We start from the raw sequence: 17,545 nt of genomic DNA on the forward strand, positions 1-17,545 counted from the left end.
AACCGCTAGTGTAATCTAAAAAATAAAAGCATATTTTTATACTAAAAAACCGAACATATTTGATCAATCACTCAAATAAGTTCGGTTTTGTCTTAGGCTAAAACATTTTTGTCCCAGCCCCAATTCATCAGTCTAATTGTAAAAGGTATTTGCCAAATCCGTTAGCAGAAGGACCTGCATATTGGATTTTTCCATTTTCCGGAAGTGCATCTACTGCATTTGGCGAAGAATCAAAAGATACATTCACAGAAGTTCCAACTGTGCTGAATGTCCAGTTACCATCTGCCGAAGGATCAATTTCCCCTTGTTCAACAATATAATCAATTATCACTTGTCGGTTTTCATCTGGATACATTTCTACTCCGGTGTTGTTTCGAACACCAGGGAAGTTGCCACTCGCTCGATAGTTGTTAGTAACTACGATGAATTCTTGATTTACATCAATTGGTTGTCCATCATATGATAAGTTCTTAATTCTGTTGGCATTCTCGTTAATAACATTCCCGTCCCTATCGTATTTAGCCGGCTCTGTTACATCAATTTCATACGTAACTCCGTCGATAACATCATAGTTATACGTTGGAAAATTAGTATTAACAAGAGACTGTTCACCAGTATTGCTTGAATCAATTTGGTTAAATTGTCCAGCAGACATCTCTAACCACTCCTTCACATCTGCTCCAGTTACTTTCACTGTTGCAACAGTGTTAGGGTATAAATATAAATCAGCCACATTTTTAATCGCGATTTCTCCTTGTGGAATATAGGTGTAATAGCTAGCACCATTTCTTCCACCTGCTTTGAATGGAGCTCCAGCAGAAAGGACCGGAGTGTTCTCATCAACTGTTCCTTGCAACTGTTTGTTAATATACCATTTTTGAGCATTGGTGACGATTTGGATAGATGGGTCATCCTGAACTAATGCAAAATAGCTGTGGATGTCGGCAGTTGTAGTACCAACCGCTGTACGTACATATTCCACTGTTCCTTCATGTGCTTCTTTAATCGCATCAATTATGTCTTGATCTGCATCAACTAAACTACCATGTTCTTTTGAAAAAATAGGCATTAATTTGGATGCAGAATCTACAACTTTCCAATCCCCTTTCACTCTGGAAAGAGTTAAATCCATGATTCCAAGGTTATTTCCCCAGCTACCCGGCATTACTACCGGCACTCCATTAATGGTTCCTTTTTCCTGATTAACACCAGGCAAGTCCTTGAAGTCACCAGGAAAATTCAAGTGGTTGTGACCAGTAACAATCGCATCAACGCCATCCAATTTAGTCAGTTGGTATGTAGCGTTCTCCGCCATTTCTACATACTCGGTATCACCAATACCTGAGTGGGCAAGGACGATAATAATATCTGCTCCATCTTTTTTCATTTGCGGAATTACTTTCTCTACAGATTGAACAATGTCCTTAGTTACAAGCTTTCCATCAAGGTGTGCCTTGTCCCATTGCATAATTTGAGGGGTAACAACACCTGTCACTCCGACACGAACAACCTGGTTTGTTCCTTTTTTATCCTTAAATTTCTTTTTCATAATTTCATAAGGCTTAACATAATACTTATCGTTTTTCTGTCCATCATCATAGAATACATTGGCACTTACATACGGGAAAGGAGCTCCTTCTAAAACTGTATCCAAAAAGTCCAGCCCATAGTTAAATTCATGATTCCCTAAAGTTGCAGCATCATAATCTAGCAATCCCATCGCTTGGAATACCGGGTGAACTTCACCTGGTTGAAGGGGATTTACTTTCGCTTTATAATCACCAAGCGGATTTCCTTGAATCAAATCTCCATTATCAAACAACATAGTGTTAGCCGCTTCTTCCCGTGCCTGCTTTATTAAAGTAGCAGTCTTGGCAAGACCGAATTCATCTGTTTCGGCATCTTTGTAATAATCATAGTTATGAAGATGTGTATGAATATCTGTCGTACCCATCACACGTAGTTCTACATCATTCTTTCCTGGATTTGGTCCTTTTCCCATAGGTGCTGCATCAGCAGAACTCATATAGGAAGGCGTTGCAAGTAACAATAATGCCATCGTAGTAGCTAATACTTTTTTCCCGAGTTGTCGTAGGCTTCTCATTGAAAAACATCCCCTTATCTATAATTATTATATCCTTCTCCCTTCATTATAAAGGGATTTACAGGAATAGAAATAATCGGAAAGGACTGATATTAGTCTTAATTCGACTTGTTTTTCTCACATTTCAGGTATTATGGATTATTTTGTAGAATGGCCCCTATAAATGTTTTGTTGTAAGCGAATACATATATTTATATAGGGAAAAGTACTGTTTATTTGTAAATGGATAAAGTAGTTCTGATATCCCTTTCCATAGACAGAATATTCTCAAGTAATTTATCTTTGATAATAGATTTTTAAAAGAAATTGTACACCCTCAAAACTTCCAATTGCATACTTATCCAAATGCTCTCATCAAATAATCACATGACCATATAAACTAACCAAATACTTTACTTTAACTCTCCAAATCATTGATGCCCAAGGAAATGGGTTCGTATTCTATAACATCGACCAGTCAACCATTCAGGATTGGGATACAATTGCCATTACCCTTGAACCACAGAAGGGAAATGAGCTGCCTGAAGGGGAAATACATTTATCGGCGGGACTATGAGAAAAGCTTTAGCGCCATGAATAGCCCTAACACAAATAAGGCTGGTTTGACCTTTTTGACGGCTTAATTTATGACCTCGGCGGGCTTGTCGTAATAAAAGGAAACTACTTGGTCGAAAGTACTAAGTGGTTTTCTTTTTTGTTTTTGTATCAAAAACAGCGATTGAGCACATTTTAAAAAGAGAGAAAATTGTTATTTTCAACCCTTGAGGTTCAGATGTAAGAGGTGTAGTTATGATTACAGTTAATCTACTTTTAATCGCTCTGCTCATTGCTTTAACAGCTTTTTTCGTTGCGACCGAATTTGCCATTGTAAAGGTACGCGTCTCCAGAATAGATCAATTAATTGAAGAAGGACATAAACATGCATTAGCTGCCAAAAAAGTGGTCACTCATTTAGATGAATATCTATCGGCATGCCAGCTTGGGATCACTATCACTGCTTTAGGACTTGGTTGGCTCGGTGAACCAACTGTCGAAAGGTTATTGCACCCTTTATTTCAATATTTTCAATTAAATCCTACCATTACACATTTATTGTCATTTGGAATTGCTTTTGGAATAGTGACCTTCCTTCATGTAGTCGTAGGTGAACTTGCTCCAAAAACTGTCGCCATTCAAAAATCAGAAGCAGTTGCGCTTATTTTTGCCGTTCCAATCATCTGGTTTTACCGAATAATGTTCCCTTTTATTTGGTTTTTAAATGGGGCTGCTAGGCAGCTTATTAAGTTATTTGGACTGCGACCTGCTTCAGAACATGAAGTAGCACACTCTGAAGAAGAACTTCGTATTCTTTTATCAGAAAGCTTCAAAAGCGGAGAAATTAATAAAAACGAATTGAACTATATGAACAACATTTTTGAGTTTGATGAAAGATTGGCAAAAGAAATTATGGTTCCTCGAACAGAGATGATCACACTGTCGACAAACGATACGTTCGAAAATGTCATGCATACCATTCACCAAGAAAGATTAACAAGATACCCAGTAATTGATGGAGATAAAGACCGTATAGTGGGCTTTCTTAATGCCAAGGAGTTTTTACTTGATGCGCTTACTTCCAAAATTACTCCAGATTCATTCCAAATCACTTCTTTTATCAACCCTATTATTCAGATTATCGAAAGCATTCATATCCATGACTTGCTCGTGCGTATGCAAAAAGAACGGACACATATCTCAATCTTAATTGATGAATATGGAGGTACTTCAGGGTTAGTAACCATTGAAGATATTATTGAAGAAATTGTCGGAGAGATCCGCGATGAATTTGATGAAGATGAAATTCCTGAAATAAGAAAAATTGGCGATGATCACTTTCTCTTAGATGCAAAACTTTTGATATGGGAAGTGAACAAGCTTTTACAAATTAATATTTCAACAGAGGATGTTGATACAATTGGCGGCTGGTTTCTCACACAAAATTTAGAAGCCGAAATTGGATCAGAAATCACTACAGACGGATATGCATTTAAAGTTCTAGAAAAAAAGGATGGACACCAACTTAATTACTTGGAAGTGTATAAGCAATAAAAAGCAGTCAAAGGTTCCGCTATTACGGCGGAGTCTGACCGCTTTTTTATTATTTACTCATCACTTTCCTCACCTTGGCGAGTATTTTGGTAAGGTAGTGTCTCCCAAAAGCTTGTATCTACCTGTTGGATGGAACCATTAGCAATTGCTTTTACCGTGGAATCCAGCGTATTCACAGTTTGCTTTATTAAGTATCCATTACTCTTTTGGCCTAGAACGGCTGATGGATTTGTATGATCCGACATCCCCCTCATCTCAAATAAAAGAGTAGCAATATTATATCTTGTCGCTATTCCATTTCTCCCGATATTATCAGCATTACCACCAGAGTATTTTCCAAGATGTCCCCAACCTTTGGACTCAATCTCATGAAAAACAACTGCTCCTAATTGTTTAGATTTTTCAATTACCGCTGAATCTACATTCGGACTTGTTGGATAGAGGATAGACCCAGAAACCAGCTCCCCATCTCGTTCACTTCTCGCCCCTTGATGATGTAAATCAATTAAATAATCAATGGTATACTTTTCGAGCACATTTTCATGAAGCGCACGTGCTTCTGGCTCCATGGCACTTACCGCTTTTGCATGCTCTCGATTTAAATCAATATTATTCGCATTAGCACGAGTTAAATGTCGATCACCATCTGCTATGTAATGATCAGTAGGGAAATTCACGTCTCCCATAGCTCCATCTGCGTTTAACATAGGAATAACTAAAATATTTACATGATCCAGTACAGACCTAGTTTTTCCAGTTCCTAAATGCTTAATGAACTGCATTGCTCCTTCTGTCGTCAATTGTTCATTTCCATGTTGTTGAGTAAGGAACAAAATCGTTGGATTGCTTTCGTCTTTAATAAACTTGGCCATATAAATATCACGGCCCTTCACTGTTTCCCCTATTACCTCAAGCTCCATCACCTGTTGTTTAGCTTCTTGCTTTTGCAAATAATCCACTAATTCATCATAAGTAGTAAGAATGGAAGTCTGAATGGATTCATTGCCATTATAATTCGGACCATTTCCAACAGCACTAGTATGTAAATTTCCGGTAGCTAACGCGCCAATTGTCATCACACCTGTTAAAGATAAAGCCAACATTGTTTTGTTTACTTTTTTCATATTTTCCTCCTTAAAATAGGTGATTAAATTACCTTACATAATAAGATTAGAATTTATTGAAAAGTCTGTAAATAAGGACAAACTCCTTTTTCAAACCATTAATTTCATAGGAAGAAAATACCAATGGTGCAAAACAGCACGAAAAAAGTCTTACTTTAACGATTTGAATAGAAACCTTTTGTGGTTTTTTGATGAAATACGAATGCAGTCGAGATTTTTGCTGAATCTTTGGACGTACTCGCAGGATCTACTGGGGTAAATCGAAAACCTTTCGAGATACACAACTTACCTCACCTCACTCCAACCTTTGCAGAACTCCCCACTCACAAGCAATCCTTTAGAGTACTCTAAAGATTTCTTCAAAAAAAACACGCTCAACCTATGGAGTAATCCCAAAAGATAAAGCGTTTTTCCTTCTATTCTGAAACTAATTTTTCTCCTGTTATAAGAGAGTAAAGCTCGGAAGCACGTTCATCTAAAAGCTTCAAATATTTAGCCTCTCCCTCTAAAATTAATTCCACTCCCTCACCGTTAGGTGTTCCCCAAAGTGCGTAATCTAAGCCATTTATTGAAAAACGGTAGTCTGGAGGTAGCATCATCTGTACTTCTATATTCTCTATCCATGAGAGATCTTCAAAAAAAGCTTCTAACCTTTTAAGATCGGTTGCTGCTTCCACCACTTTAATAGTCTTATAGCTCGCCTCTGTTCTTTTTTCCACACGGACTGGAGTCAGTTTAAGTGCTTTATCTCTTAATTCAGTCCATGTCTGGTAGTTTCCGTGTATCTCCTCTGTTGTTTTCCCATCCAAGGAATATGGTCCTCCATCTAATGGCTCAGAAGCAACTGGAAAGGACCAGCCACCTATTACCTCATTATCATGTACAAATACAGTCGTCTGAGTCTTGCCTTTATTGTAAGTATCATCTAACAGATGTCCTTTGACTATAAAGCTAATTGTCTTTATTTCCTTCTTAAAAAACTGGTCGGGACTAGCATGCTGGACACTTAATAATTGGTCATACGGCAACTCTAAAATATCCTGCCTTTTGATTGTAATCGTTCCCTCGTCTTGGTAGGAAATGACCTTGTACCCCAAATCCTGGAGGTGAGTCTTTGCTAGCTTTCCCTCTTCACTTAACCTACCAAGGCAACCACTTAAGAAAAAAGCAATAAATGCAAGGGTTATATATTTTTTCATTTAATTTTCCCCTTTTTTCAGTTCAAATGTTTCTTCTTTACCATCCCATTTAACGATGACTTGAATATTTTCATTTCCACTGACATTTGCACCATTAACAGAACTACCATCACTCTTAAATATCAGATCCGATTTATTTGGTGCTTTGTCAAAATTGCGAATTTCGCTACCTCCTCCTGCAGATGTTTTATATGAATATTCCACTTTTTTCACTGATTTCAACTCATCTTCATTTCCTATATATTTTAAAATAAACTCATCTGCTGATTCACTGCTGTATGTATTTTTTCCGTTTATATTCTCAAATACTTTTTTCCCACTTTCAATATACTCAGCTTCCCAATTATCACTATTACCAGCAAACATATACCTAAAATTTATCGACGCATCAGCTGAACAAGCTGCTAGTAATGTAATTACTGAAAGTACCAATATAAGCTTTTTCATTTCCCACACCCCTTTTTCAAAACTTTTCCATTACCCCTAATATGTATGACGTTTGAACAAGTCATTTAGTTTCACTTTTAAATTTTTTTAGTTTGTTCTATCAGTATGTTAAGCGTTTTCATGTTTGTTCAATCTAAAAAAAGCCATTGACACCATAAAAAAACCATACTAAACTTAGCATCAATCAAATAAAACTTATTTTCTTATCCAGAGAGGTGGAGGGATTGGCCCTTTGAAACCTCGGCAGCAGGCTTTTTTATGAAGTACTGTGCCAATTCCAGCAAGCAGTAGCTTGATAGATAAGAAGAGATTAAGTTCAGTCGGACTCCAAACCTCTTCTTATATGTTAAGAAGGGGTTTTGTTTTTCTCTTAATCCGAGTTTTCCAATTGAATAAGTTTTTTCTTATCCAGAGAGGTGAAGGGACTGGCCCGATGAAGCCTCGGCAACGGACTTTATTAAAAGCACTGTGCCTATTCCTGCAAGCTATATTGCTTGAAAGATAAGAAAGAGCATCCGTTTTCGACGGTGCCCTTTTCTTGTCTTAAACAAAGAAAAGGGTATTTTTTTATCCTAGAAACGGAGGAACTATACAACATGATTACGTTCAATAATGTCAAGAAAGCCTATAAAAGTGGAGACAAAGAAGTCCATGCCCTGAATGGAATTGACTTAACCATAGAAGAAGGAGAAATCTATGGTGTTATTGGATTTAGCGGGGCAGGCAAAAGCTCACTCATCCGTTGTGTGAACTTACTGGAGCGCCCTACATCTGGAAAGGTTTTTGTTGGCGGCGAGGATTTAACGGAACTTTCTCCTAAAAATTTGCGGGAAGCTAAGCGTAAAATTGGGATGGTTTTTCAACATTTCAATCTCCTAAACTCGAAAACAGTTTATGAAAATGTCGCGATGCCTTTGTTAATTAGTCATGTGAAAAAGGACCGTATAAAAAAGAGAGTAGAAGAGTTATTAGAATTTGTGGGCCTTGTTGATAAAAAAGACAACTATCCAGATCAGCTATCAGGTGGACAAAAGCAACGCGTCGGAATAGCAAGGGCACTTGCTACAAAGCCTTCAGTTCTGCTATGTGATGAGGCTACCTCTGCACTTGACCCTCAAACAACTGGTGCCATTCTTCAGCTTTTGAAAAAAATAAACGAAGAATACAATATAACGATTTTGATGATTACACATGAAATGTCTGTCATCCGTGACATTTGCGATAAGGTGGCAGTGATTGAAAGAGGGGAAATTATTGAGCACGGATCTGTTTTTGACTTATTTTCTAATCCGAAAACTTCCACGGCCAGGAATTTCGTCAGTTCCGTGATGAACGATAGAATTCCGGACTCCATTCGTAAATTAGTTAGTCAAAAGGACGAATACCAAGGCATTTACCGAATTAATTTTGTCGGGGCTTCTGCTGGTCAGCCCTTTCTGTCACAAGTTGCGAAAAAATTCAAAGTGGATGTCAATGTTCTTTTTGGAAACATCACTGAACTTCAAGGTGTTCCCTTCGGAAGTTTGGTTGTTAAGTTGAAAGGCGAACCCTCTGAAATTAAACGGGCACTGTTTTTTATTCAACAAGAAAAAGTAGTAATTAAGGAGGTGAATACTCATGCGAGTTAGACCGGAGCAAATTGTGGATGCATTGCTTGAAACCATTTCGATGGTCAGCTTTTCCTTACTCTTTTCGGTCATCATCGGTTTACCACTTGGAGTACTGTTAGTTGTTACAAGGAAAGGACATATTTTAGAAAATACTTTTCTCTTTAACTTATTAAATCCGGTAATTAACGTATTACGTTCCATTCCGTTCATTATTTTACTTGTTGCTATCATACCCTTTACGAGATTTATCGTAGGTACTTCTATCGGAACGGCGGCTGCAACTGTCCCGCTTATCTTTTACGCAGCACCATATTTTGCAAGATTGGTAGAAAATTCATTACTGGAAGTGGAGCCTGGTGTGCTTGAAGCGGCAGAAGCGATGGGCGCAACCCCTAGGCAAATCATCTTTAAATTTTTATTGCCTGAAGCATTAAGTTCCCTCTTGTTAGCTGTTACGATTGCTACCATTGGATTAATTGGAGCTTCTGCCATGGCAGGAGCTGTTGGCGGAGGAGGACTTGGTGACTTGGCCATTACATACGGATATCAACAGTTTGATGAAATAACGATGTTTATCACTGTTGCGATTCTGGTCGTTATGGTTCAGGCCATTCAGAGTACAGGAAATATATTATCCAAAAGAATAAGAAGACGATAAGGAGAGACAAACATCATGAAAAAAATAATAAGTATTGCATCATTACTAATTTTACTATTCATAGTAGCAGGCTGCTCTAGCAACAACGAGACAGTAAAAATCGGGGTAAGTGGTTCAGATAATCGAATATGGGACTTCGTAGCTGAAAAAGCAAAAAAGGAAGGAATCGAGATTGAAATTGTTACATTCTCTGATTATGTACAACCGAATCTAGCTTTAGCGCAAAAAGAATTAGATGCCAATGCATTTCAAACTATTTCATATTTCAATGCCTTTATAAAAGAGCACAATCTAGACCTAACTCCGATTGCAACGACAGTTATTGCCCCAATGGGCATCTACTCGGAAAAGCATGACAATATTGCTGACATTCCAGATGGAGGAAAAATTGCCGTTCCTAATGAGGCAACCAACATGGGAAGAGCATTCCTGCTTTTACAAGATGCAGGATTACTGACATTACCAGAAGACTTTGATGGAAATGGATCATTAGACAAAATCGTAGAAAATCCGAAGAATCTTGAAATAATTCCTGTAGTCGCTGGACAGACACCTCGAGTATTGCCAGATGTAGATGCATCCATTATCAATAATGGAATTGCCGTGGATGCTGGCTTTAACCCTGTTGAGGATTCCATATTCCATGAGAGTGATACCGCAACACCTTATATTAATATTATTGCGGCCCGTACGGAAGATAAAAACCGAGAGGATCTAAAGAAAATCGCTGCGCTTTACCAGGAGGATGATGTAAAAGAATTCATTGAAAAAGAATTCAAAGGCAGCAGCATTCCTACCTTTGTACCGTTAAGTGACATCGGCGTAGATGAAGAATAAAAAGGAGTGAGTGGAATGACCGTAACAATCAATGAAAAATCAGTCATTATTAAAGAGGATATCAAGCAAAAGCAAGCCCTTTATTTATCCACAAGTCATCAAATTCATGACAAACCTGAAATTGGGAATGAGGAATACTTCGCTTCCTCTCTTCTCACTTCGATTTTAGAGGAAGAAGGATTTGCAGTGAAAACAAATGTTGCTGGCCATGAAACAGGTTTTGTAGCAACAAAAAAATCTAACAAACCTGGACCATCCATTGGATTTTTAGCAGAGTATGATGCGCTGCCTGGTATCGGCCATGCGTGTGGTCATAATATTATTGGCACCACAAGTGTTGCAGCAGCTATTGCGTTGAGTAAAGTCCTTGAAGAAACAGGTGGAGAGGTTACGGTATTCGGAACTCCAGCAGAAGAAGGTGGGCCGAACGGTAGTGCAAAAGGGAGCTTCGTTAAACACGGCCTTGTACAACATTTGGATGCTGCTTTAATGATTCACCCGGGAAATGCTACTAGGTTAACAGGGCCAACCCTTGCAGTCGACCCTCTAGACTTTGAATACATCGGTAAACCAGCACATGCAGCTGCTTCTCCACAGGAAGGAATCAATGCACTTGATGCAGTCATCCAACTTTTCAACGGCATCAATGCTCTCCGTCAGCACGTAACAGATGACATCAGGATTCACGGAATCATCACACATGGCGGAGATGCACCAAATATCGTTCCAGAATATGCGAAAGCTCGCTTCTATATTCGAGCAGCTACTCGTGAAGAATTGAATAAAGTAACCGAAAAAGTAAAAGCCATTGCTGAAGGCGCAGCACTTTCCACCGGTGCGAAGTTAAATGTTATTGCCTTCCAAAACGAAGTGGATAATATTGTTCTGAATGAAACCTTGGATGAAGTATTTAAAGAAATTGCAGAATCCCTCGGTGAGACGGTTGTACTTGAAGGAAAATCTGGAATTGGATCCACGGATGTCGGCAATGTAAGTCATGTCGTCCCAACCATTCATCCATATATTAAAATAGGTCCAGAGACATTAGTTGGACACACGGAAGAATTCAAGATCGCTGCTCGTTCTACCCAAGGAGACCACGCTTTATTAGTTGGTGCAGAAGCACTAGCATTGACTGCGTTGAGATTGCTTACCGATCAAGAATTGTTGAAAAGAGTGAAGAATGAATTCGAGGAAAAACAAAGTAGTAAATAAAGTTAAAAGCTCAGGAAGCCGTAACTTTTACGGCTTCCTGAGCTTTTTCTTTTTAATGAATAATGCTTGCTGGTTCAAAAAATCTCAACGCAGTTTCTCCCTTTCTGTTTTGCTTGATAAAGGGCTTCATCCGCTTGAGTAAGGTAGCCATTTACCTCTTCTATCTGCTCAAGCGAACATGTGACACCGCCAATACTAACAGTGACAGTGGAAGCTACTGTAGAAGCAGGGTGAGGAAGAGCTAGATCTTCTATTTTCTTTCTAATTCTTTCTGCAGTAGTAATTTCATCTACTTGTATATCGAAATAAGCTAAAATGAACTCTTCTCCACCAAACCTCGCAATCATACCATTTGGAGAATCATTTTTTATAAATGTGTGAAGTTCCTGTGCTACTTCCTTTAACACACGGTCTCCTTCTAAATGTCCAAGAGTATCGTTATATTGTTTAAATTCATCAATATCCAAAACGAAAAGTGATAACTTTCTAGGTATATTCCTAATAGATAGCCCATTTTCAATAAATCGCCAAAAAGCTCTACGATTAGGGACTTTTGTTAATTCATCCACATTAGAAAGTTCAAAAAGAAGGCTATTAGCATCTTCTAATTCTTGATTAATTTTTTCATTTTCTTTATTAGTCTTCAATAATAGGCGCTCATGATAAAAATTAGAAACATAGCTTGTGTAAAGCATTCTAGATGCTAACCAACAGAAAAAAAGAAACACCATTAAATTAATATAATGCCCCATCAACACTTCCTTTGAAGCTTGAAAAAAAGGTAATCCAATAAGAATCACTACAATGGGTAGTACATATAAACCTAGAATGGCTTTATTATCTGCATGATATAGAATCGATACACACATGAAATTAACAGCAAAAGCCATAATATGTCCATAACCGAACTGGTCATACAGTGTTATTACTGCACCCCAAACAAGAAAGAACACAACCAAACTAAACAGGATTGGATTATTAACGGCCGTTTTCGTAGCAGTATTTTTTTCCAATCTATTAATATGTAGTAGCATCACTATACTCATAAATGTCAAAAGCAGATACATAATCAAGTAGAAATTAAGTGTTGCTTCTACACTGATATTCATTAAGATTAACATGATTTCAAAGAGAATAACAACCTTCGCAAACAATTTGCACCTTTTCAAATTCTCTTGGAAAAGCTGTTGCTGCAGCAAAATTGCATCCTGCTTATCTAGTTTCGGGGCAACAAATGGATAAATAAATTTCATGCAAGTATCCTCATTTTTTGATTGTGTTTATTATCAATAATCTCTTATCTATATTATAGTTTTGATATGATTTTTTGCCTATAGATTTTTTATTACTGACCTTAATTTAGAATGAAGCTTCATTACTAGGTTAATGGTTGGCTAGTTGATATGTTTGGGGAGATTTTAGTTGTTGTTCTTGCGGTTTACTTTATCAAGTTATCTTTTTGTACTCTCAGTTGATTTTCGTCTTTAAATTTTGGGCCTTCATATCGCTTATGAAGACCCTTCCCCTGATTCTGGGTCTACATTCCTTAGACCATCTTTACCATAAGTTCTTCGTCATAATAGCGACCTTCTATGTTTAATGCCTTTTTATCTACTCCATATGTGCTAAAACCAAGAGACAGATAAAGCATTTTCGCTGCTTCATTGCTGGCGTTGACTGTTAAATGAATTTGTTCAATTCCTTCTAGTTCCTGAGCTTTTTCGATGGCCGCATTCATTAGTGCTTTCCCTAAACCACGTTTCCGAAATTCCTCTGAAACATACATAGCAAAAATATGTGCCCTATGTTTTATTTTATTTTTTGTTTCTGGGAACAGAGTAACGGTTCCTGCTAGATTGTTATGCAAAAATGCACCGTATGTATATGATTGCTCACCGTTTAAACGTTCTTCATAGAAAGATACGGAATTACACTTCTCCTCTTCATAGCTTGAACTGAATGCTTCAGGGCTACTTTTCAAAGCTGTCAGTCTTAATTCTTGATACTCTGTGGCGTTACCTGGTGTTAATAGTATAATTTCCATATTTATTGAATACCTCCGGCGACTATTTTATTGAATTATTCTTATCTAATTTATCCAATAGTTAATCCATTTTATTATCTATTTCTCGCAATTGAATATTTCTTTTTGATGCATTTTGGGACAATCTTAGAATAAACATTGTAAGTGATATCACAAATATAATAATTAACCCTATTACTAATAATGGAAACCTCATTACATTCATCTATTTCATTCACTTTTCCATTGTTCAAAAATTTCCTTCGCATTTACTACTGTCCACTCTTCAATCGCCAGATCCGGATACTTTTTTAAATACTCATCTACCATATGAAACCCAATCTTGTAATTCGACCACCTAGGAATTCCCTGTGTTCGACTTCCTATAAAGAGTATATATGTATTGTTATAATCGAAGGAATTATGATGCTCTCGTACGTATTCCAACACTATTTCCTTTTCCTTATCACTTAACGGGGCAAGCCAGGGAACTAGTGTTTCCGGAAACATTAAGGTTGCAAAGGTATCAGACTTTCCCTCCATTATGACATCATTTAGTAAATCAGACTTTCTAAATCTCCAATCTGATTTATCTATATACACAGCATGGTGATATTCATGGGCAACCATATACATAAATAAGTCTTCTTGAAATGTCCTAGGATCAATTTGCAAAACAATCGCACCATTTGGCATGGTTATACCGACAATTCCGGACATTTCATACGAATTAAAGTCTGGATTATAAGGTTGAATATAAATGGGATAGTGTTCTCCTGGCAGAAGAAATGTGGCATTTTCCAATACTTTTTGGATTGAAATAAGCAGTTCTGGGATTTTTTCATCTAATAATTTAATCGTTTCTTTTAGCTTTGAAATATTCCGGGGCGTGGCAAAATAAAATTCATCTTGCTCGTAATACGAATGACCGTATATTTCTTCTGAAAAAGAAAGAAATACATGCTCTAAAAAACTTTCATTTCTATCCGCATCCTCCTTTTCTACATCAAGCACATAATCCAAATACCGATCGTAAACTGGGATGATTTCAAAGCTTTGCCCATTGATAGTGAGTGTTTCAACAGAATGGTTTTCCAGCAATATTTCTTCGCTTTCTTTGACTACTTTCGTGCAACCAATAGTGAAGAGTAACAGGAATATGAAAATGATACGCACGTGACTCATCTCCATTTTCTAAATAATAAAAACAGCACCAATCCTCCACAACCAAATATGAATGTACCTAACATGATTTTAATTGGGGAAGCCGATATGTTGACTAGTACCTCATCCCCATAATCTAGATAATCTGCGCTCAATATTCCCCACCAACTATCCACAGTTGCAATGTACACGGCACTATACAACCAACTAATATATGAAAACCAACATAATAAATAAACAGCCACCTTTATGTTTGCCACTCTCTCCATGACATATCTCCTGTCTAATTGGATGCTTCAGTTCAATGTGAGTTTTTTATTTTTCTACTTAACCTTATATATTCTTTTGCTTCATTTGTGCATATCTCCATTCCTTTCTCCCAGAAAGAAGCTTTAGTGATGTCTCCTCCAAGATGTTTTCTTACTAAATCTTCTATTGACATCTTGCCTGAGTCACGCAATAGACGTATGTATTTCTCTTCAAAAAGTAGTCCAGTTTCTTTATATTTGGCATGAAGGCTGCTTGCCAATAAATAGCCAAAGGTATATGGATAGTTATAAAACGGTGTTTTTGTTAAATAAAAATGCGGAGTCCAAATCCACGATCGAACAGACGGATTGTCTAATGTTCCATAATAGGATTCGTTCAGAGACTCTGACATTATTTCATTTATCCTTTCTGTACTAACCATTCCTTTAGCCCTTTCTGCATACACTCTTTCTTCGAAAATATATCGGGAATGAATGTTCATGAAATTCATGACACTACGCTTTAGCTTCTCGTTTAACAAAAATAGTTTGTCTTTTTCACTAACAGCTTTTTCTAACGCAGCTTCTAAGATTACCATCTCATAAAAAGTAGAGGATGTTTCCGCGATACAAAGGGGATACTGCCTGTTTAATCCATTTTCTCCTTTCATAGCGTGATTGTGAAAAGCATGTCCAAGTTCGTGAGCAAGTGTCAGCACATTCGTAATGGAACCATCATATGTAAGGAACACTCTTGATTCCTTTGTATATGGAAAGCTTGCACAAAACTCAATTGGATGCTTCCCAAGTCGATTTTCCGCTTCTATCCAGCCATTCTCAAAAGCATTTCTAGTAAACTGCTCTAATTCTGGACCAAATTTTCTTGCATTCTCTATTAAAAATTCTGCAGCTTCCTCAAAAGTGTATGTCTGTTCTTTGTCTGTATCAGGAGCCCAAAAATTATAAGCTTTCATCTTTTCGTGTCCTTGCAGAATCGCTTTTTGATTTAAATATTCTACAAAAGATATTGGTTCCGTTGTTCTAACCGCTTGCCACATAGCATCTAAAGAGTCTTTCGTTAATCTATTTCGTTTTAAACTGTCATATAATATTGTTTCATTATAGAGTGTAATGCGAAATCCAGTAATATGATTAAGTATTTGAGCAAAAAAGTCCTCATGTACCTCACACTGTTTTTCTAATGCATCATGAGCTTGTTTTCGTACTTGTTCATTAGAATGAGAACGAAAATTAATAATTTGTCTAACTGAAAATTCTTTTATACGCCCATTTATGTCCATATGTATTTTCATTTTCCCTATGAAAGACTGATACATTTGACCCCAAGCATGAAAACCATCTACAGATAGAGCATTAATCATACCCATGATTTCATCAGAATTTGTTACACTATTTAAATCATTCTGCCATTCACTTACGATAAACGGAAAGGTGTTAAGCTCAGCAGCGTTTACTTTCTCAAGCTTTCTTTTTATTTGTAGCAATAGCGATTCATAGCGAGCTGAAAGTTCAGAAGTTTTTCCCCTATGCACTAACGCTTCAGGATTTCGATTTCCTTGTGCTGAGAGACAAGTTACATAAGAAGTTGCCTGAGATAAACGGATTTTGATATTTGCAAGTAGAGTTAATAATCTTTCTATATCATGTTTTTCACATGTGCCTATGTTAGAAAGTCGCTTTTCAAGTATGGTAAGATCTTCACTAATTGCTTCAATAAATTCACTAGGCTGCTTCGTTTCTAGACCACTTTGAAAAATAGTTTCTAAATTCCACACCTGTGAGTAAGTAGTCTGATTCATCTTATTTTTTCACCTCATTCACCTTGATTCCAAGTTGAATTAACATTCAATTTCCCCATCAAAAAATCAATGATCTTCCGACTATCTTCCATTCTTCATTAATTAATTGCATATATATTGTAATATGTGACAGTCCGATTTGCTTGCCGTTGGGTTCATCATACTCCATACATAATACAGGAACAATTCTATGATCATTTTGGATTACATGGTGCATGATAGGTCTAGCGTCGCGGCCATTTTCAACAAATAAAGAAAACTGAGGCTCCTGACATCCTTCAACAAATTCCTCAAACTCATTCCATTTCAACTCTCTTCTCACTTGCGAAAAGATTGAATCTTCTGTAATTTCATCCCACTCTTGGGCTGTTACAATGACGTTGTCTAATTTCTCACCAGTATCAATCGCTTCCACCATTTCCTGGACGATTATATATGGTGCATCGTATAGATTTTGGAAGTAAAAATATTTAGCGGATAAAAAAGAAACGATAATTAATAATGTAGCTGTACTGAGGATCACCCATTTTTTATGCAAGCAATTGCCTCCTCACAAGTTACTGTCTCTACTATTTATACTCATAAAACTAGATACCGGTTTCACTTTCCTTTAAGTTCTATGTAGAATGTCAAATTTTCACTTCGCTCTTACACTTTGCAGATTTTCCAGGAATCTGAACAAAATAGCGTCATTACAAAAGAATTAAAATTGGGATTGTAGTTAACACATATATGACACCAAATAGTAAGTTGCGAATATACGTTTTTCCTTCTTTAATAAAAATAAAATCTATTAAACTTAATACGATAGAAATAGAGAAAATGATAAGAATAGAGTTTAGTAAAAAATCAAATTGATAGACCTGTTGAATATATTGTAACGTCATCATCACGCCAAACACACCAAAGAATATAAAAACCCTTCCTATTCCAGGCATTTTAATTTTCTTAACTTTTATCCCCAATGACTTCTCCACTATTAAGCAAAGTAATATACTTACCAATATC

Annotated in this window: 17 protein-coding genes and 2 riboswitches; of the genes, 5 read left to right on the forward strand and 12 right to left on the reverse strand. The window is 36.9% G+C overall.

The window, feature by feature from the left end; translation table 11 throughout:
- Positions 1–127 precede the first annotated feature (127 nt).
- A complete protein-coding gene (locus LRP81_RS21835) occupies positions 128–2,104 on the reverse strand; it encodes a bifunctional 2',3'-cyclic-nucleotide 2'-phosphodiesterase/3'-nucleotidase (protein WP_399208210.1) in 1,977 nt (658 codons plus the stop codon).
- 789 nt (positions 2,105–2,893) lie between these two features.
- Here LRP81_RS21835 and LRP81_RS21840 point away from each other — a divergent pair.
- Complete coding sequence (locus tag LRP81_RS21840; protein WP_230505110.1) at positions 2,894–4,192, forward strand: hemolysin family protein; 1,299 nt, start codon at positions 2,894–2,896, stop codon at positions 4,190–4,192.
- 53 nt (positions 4,193–4,245) lie between these two features.
- Here the strand turns inward: LRP81_RS21840 and LRP81_RS21845 are convergent, their stop codons facing one another.
- From LRP81_RS21845 to LRP81_RS21855, 3 genes are all read right to left on the reverse strand, one after another.
- A complete protein-coding gene (locus LRP81_RS21845) occupies positions 4,246–5,316 on the reverse strand; it encodes a M14 family zinc carboxypeptidase (protein WP_230505112.1) in 1,071 nt (356 codons plus the stop codon).
- Positions 5,317–5,732: 416 nt separating this feature from the next.
- Complete coding sequence (locus LRP81_RS21850; protein ID WP_230505115.1) at positions 5,733–6,515, reverse strand: hypothetical protein; 783 nt, start codon at positions 6,513–6,515, stop codon at positions 5,733–5,735.
- Positions 6,516–6,962 carry a hypothetical protein gene (locus LRP81_RS21855; protein WP_230505117.1) on the reverse strand — a complete coding sequence of 149 codons (447 nt, stop codon included), beginning with the start codon at positions 6,960–6,962 and terminating at the stop codon, positions 6,516–6,518.
- A gap of 200 nt (positions 6,963–7,162) precedes the next feature.
- A riboswitch (SAM riboswitch) is annotated at positions 7,163–7,268 on the forward strand.
- Between the two features lie 95 nt (positions 7,269–7,363).
- A riboswitch (SAM riboswitch) is annotated at positions 7,364–7,470 on the forward strand.
- A gap of 88 nt (positions 7,471–7,558) precedes the next feature.
- Between LRP81_RS21855 and LRP81_RS21860 the strand changes: the two genes are divergently transcribed.
- Genes LRP81_RS21860 through LRP81_RS21875 form a run of 4 tightly spaced genes read left to right on the forward strand, consistent with a single transcriptional unit; the run spans position 7,559 to position 11,282 of the window.
- Positions 7,559–8,590 carry a methionine ABC transporter ATP-binding protein gene (locus LRP81_RS21860; RefSeq protein ID WP_230505118.1) on the forward strand — a complete coding sequence of 344 codons (1,032 nt, stop codon included), beginning with the start codon at positions 7,559–7,561 and terminating at the stop codon, positions 8,588–8,590.
- Positions 8,580–9,230 carry a methionine ABC transporter permease gene (locus LRP81_RS21865; RefSeq protein WP_230505120.1) on the forward strand — a complete coding sequence of 217 codons (651 nt, stop codon included), beginning with the start codon at positions 8,580–8,582 and terminating at the stop codon, positions 9,228–9,230. The genes LRP81_RS21860 and LRP81_RS21865 overlap by 11 nt, the downstream gene beginning before the upstream one ends.
- 15 nt (positions 9,231–9,245) lie before the next feature.
- Positions 9,246–10,067: a MetQ/NlpA family ABC transporter substrate-binding protein gene (locus tag LRP81_RS21870; RefSeq protein WP_230505122.1), complete on the forward strand. Its 822-nt coding sequence runs from the start codon at positions 9,246–9,248 to the stop codon at positions 10,065–10,067.
- A 15-nt stretch (positions 10,068–10,082) separates the two neighbouring features.
- Positions 10,083–11,282 (forward strand): M20 family metallopeptidase, encoded by a 1,200-nt coding sequence (locus LRP81_RS21875; RefSeq protein WP_230505124.1) that lies wholly within the window; start codon positions 10,083–10,085, stop codon positions 11,280–11,282.
- Between the two features lie 74 nt (positions 11,283–11,356).
- Here the strand turns inward: LRP81_RS21875 and LRP81_RS21880 are convergent, their stop codons facing one another.
- From LRP81_RS21880 to LRP81_RS21910, 8 genes are all read right to left on the reverse strand, one after another.
- Positions 11,357–12,535: a GGDEF domain-containing protein gene (locus LRP81_RS21880; protein ID WP_230505126.1), complete on the reverse strand. Its 1,179-nt coding sequence runs from the start codon at positions 12,533–12,535 to the stop codon at positions 11,357–11,359.
- A 293-nt stretch (positions 12,536–12,828) separates the two neighbouring features.
- Positions 12,829–13,326 carry a GNAT family N-acetyltransferase gene (locus tag LRP81_RS21885; RefSeq protein WP_230505128.1) on the reverse strand — a complete coding sequence of 166 codons (498 nt, stop codon included), beginning with the start codon at positions 13,324–13,326 and terminating at the stop codon, positions 12,829–12,831.
- A 61-nt stretch (positions 13,327–13,387) separates the two neighbouring features.
- Positions 13,388–13,531, reverse strand: a complete 144-nt coding sequence (locus LRP81_RS23540) for a DUF4083 family protein (RefSeq protein WP_399208211.1) — start codon at positions 13,529–13,531, stop codon at positions 13,388–13,390.
- Positions 13,532–13,536: 5 nt separating this feature from the next.
- Positions 13,537–14,490: a DUF2268 domain-containing protein gene (locus LRP81_RS21890; RefSeq protein ID WP_230505130.1), complete on the reverse strand. Its 954-nt coding sequence runs from the start codon at positions 14,488–14,490 to the stop codon at positions 13,537–13,539.
- Complete coding sequence (locus LRP81_RS21895) at positions 14,487–14,738, reverse strand: hypothetical protein (protein ID WP_230505132.1); 252 nt, start codon at positions 14,736–14,738, stop codon at positions 14,487–14,489. Before LRP81_RS21895 ends, LRP81_RS21890 begins: the two co-directional genes overlap by 4 nt.
- A gap of 32 nt (positions 14,739–14,770) precedes the next feature.
- Positions 14,771–16,537, reverse strand: a complete 1,767-nt coding sequence (locus LRP81_RS21900) for a M3 family oligoendopeptidase (RefSeq protein ID WP_230505134.1) — start codon at positions 16,535–16,537, stop codon at positions 14,771–14,773.
- Positions 16,538–16,595: 58 nt separating this feature from the next.
- Positions 16,596–17,075 (reverse strand): hypothetical protein, encoded by a 480-nt coding sequence (locus LRP81_RS21905; protein ID WP_230505136.1) that lies wholly within the window; start codon positions 17,073–17,075, stop codon positions 16,596–16,598.
- Positions 17,076–17,229: 154 nt separating this feature from the next.
- On the reverse strand, positions 17,230–17,545 hold a 316-nt coding region (locus LRP81_RS21910), incomplete at its 5' end, for a hypothetical protein (protein WP_230505138.1).

It is taken from the genome of Sutcliffiella rhizosphaerae (assembly GCF_917563925.1).
GTDB classification, from domain to species: domain Bacteria; phylum Bacillota; class Bacilli; order Bacillales; family Bacillaceae_I; genus Sutcliffiella_A; species Sutcliffiella_A rhizosphaerae.

Bases quoted from the DNA above. Each gene is read 5' to 3' on its own strand.
- LRP81_RS21835 (WP_399208210.1), bottom strand. From the start codon at position 2,104: ATGAGAAGCCTACGACAACTCGGGAAAAAAGTATTAGCTACTACGATG.
- LRP81_RS21840 (WP_230505110.1), top strand. From the start codon at position 2,894: ATGATTACAGTTAATCTACTTTTAATCGCTCTGCTCATTGCTTTAACA.
- LRP81_RS21845 (WP_230505112.1), bottom strand. From the start codon at position 5,316: ATGAAAAAAGTAAACAAAACAATGTTGGCTTTATCTTTAACAGGTGTG.
- LRP81_RS21850 (WP_230505115.1), bottom strand. From the start codon at position 6,515: ATGAAAAAATATATAACCCTTGCATTTATTGCTTTTTTCTTAAGTGGT.
- LRP81_RS21855 (WP_230505117.1), bottom strand. From the start codon at position 6,962: ATGAAAAAGCTTATATTGGTACTTTCAGTAATTACATTACTAGCAGCT.
- LRP81_RS21860 (WP_230505118.1), top strand. From the start codon at position 7,559: ATGATTACGTTCAATAATGTCAAGAAAGCCTATAAAAGTGGAGACAAA.
- LRP81_RS21865 (WP_230505120.1), top strand. From the start codon at position 8,580: ATGCGAGTTAGACCGGAGCAAATTGTGGATGCATTGCTTGAAACCATT.
- LRP81_RS21870 (WP_230505122.1), top strand. From the start codon at position 9,246: ATGAAAAAAATAATAAGTATTGCATCATTACTAATTTTACTATTCATA.
- LRP81_RS21875 (WP_230505124.1), top strand. From the start codon at position 10,083: ATGACCGTAACAATCAATGAAAAATCAGTCATTATTAAAGAGGATATC.
- LRP81_RS21880 (WP_230505126.1), bottom strand. From the start codon at position 12,535: ATGAAATTTATTTATCCATTTGTTGCCCCGAAACTAGATAAGCAGGAT.
- LRP81_RS21885 (WP_230505128.1), bottom strand. From the start codon at position 13,326: ATGGAAATTATACTATTAACACCAGGTAACGCCACAGAGTATCAAGAA.
- LRP81_RS23540 (WP_399208211.1), bottom strand. From the start codon at position 13,531: ATGAATGTAATGAGGTTTCCATTATTAGTAATAGGGTTAATTATTATA.
- LRP81_RS21890 (WP_230505130.1), bottom strand. From the start codon at position 14,490: ATGAGTCACGTGCGTATCATTTTCATATTCCTGTTACTCTTCACTATT.
- LRP81_RS21895 (WP_230505132.1), bottom strand. From the start codon at position 14,738: ATGGAGAGAGTGGCAAACATAAAGGTGGCTGTTTATTTATTATGTTGG.
- LRP81_RS21900 (WP_230505134.1), bottom strand. From the start codon at position 16,537: ATGAATCAGACTACTTACTCACAGGTGTGGAATTTAGAAACTATTTTT.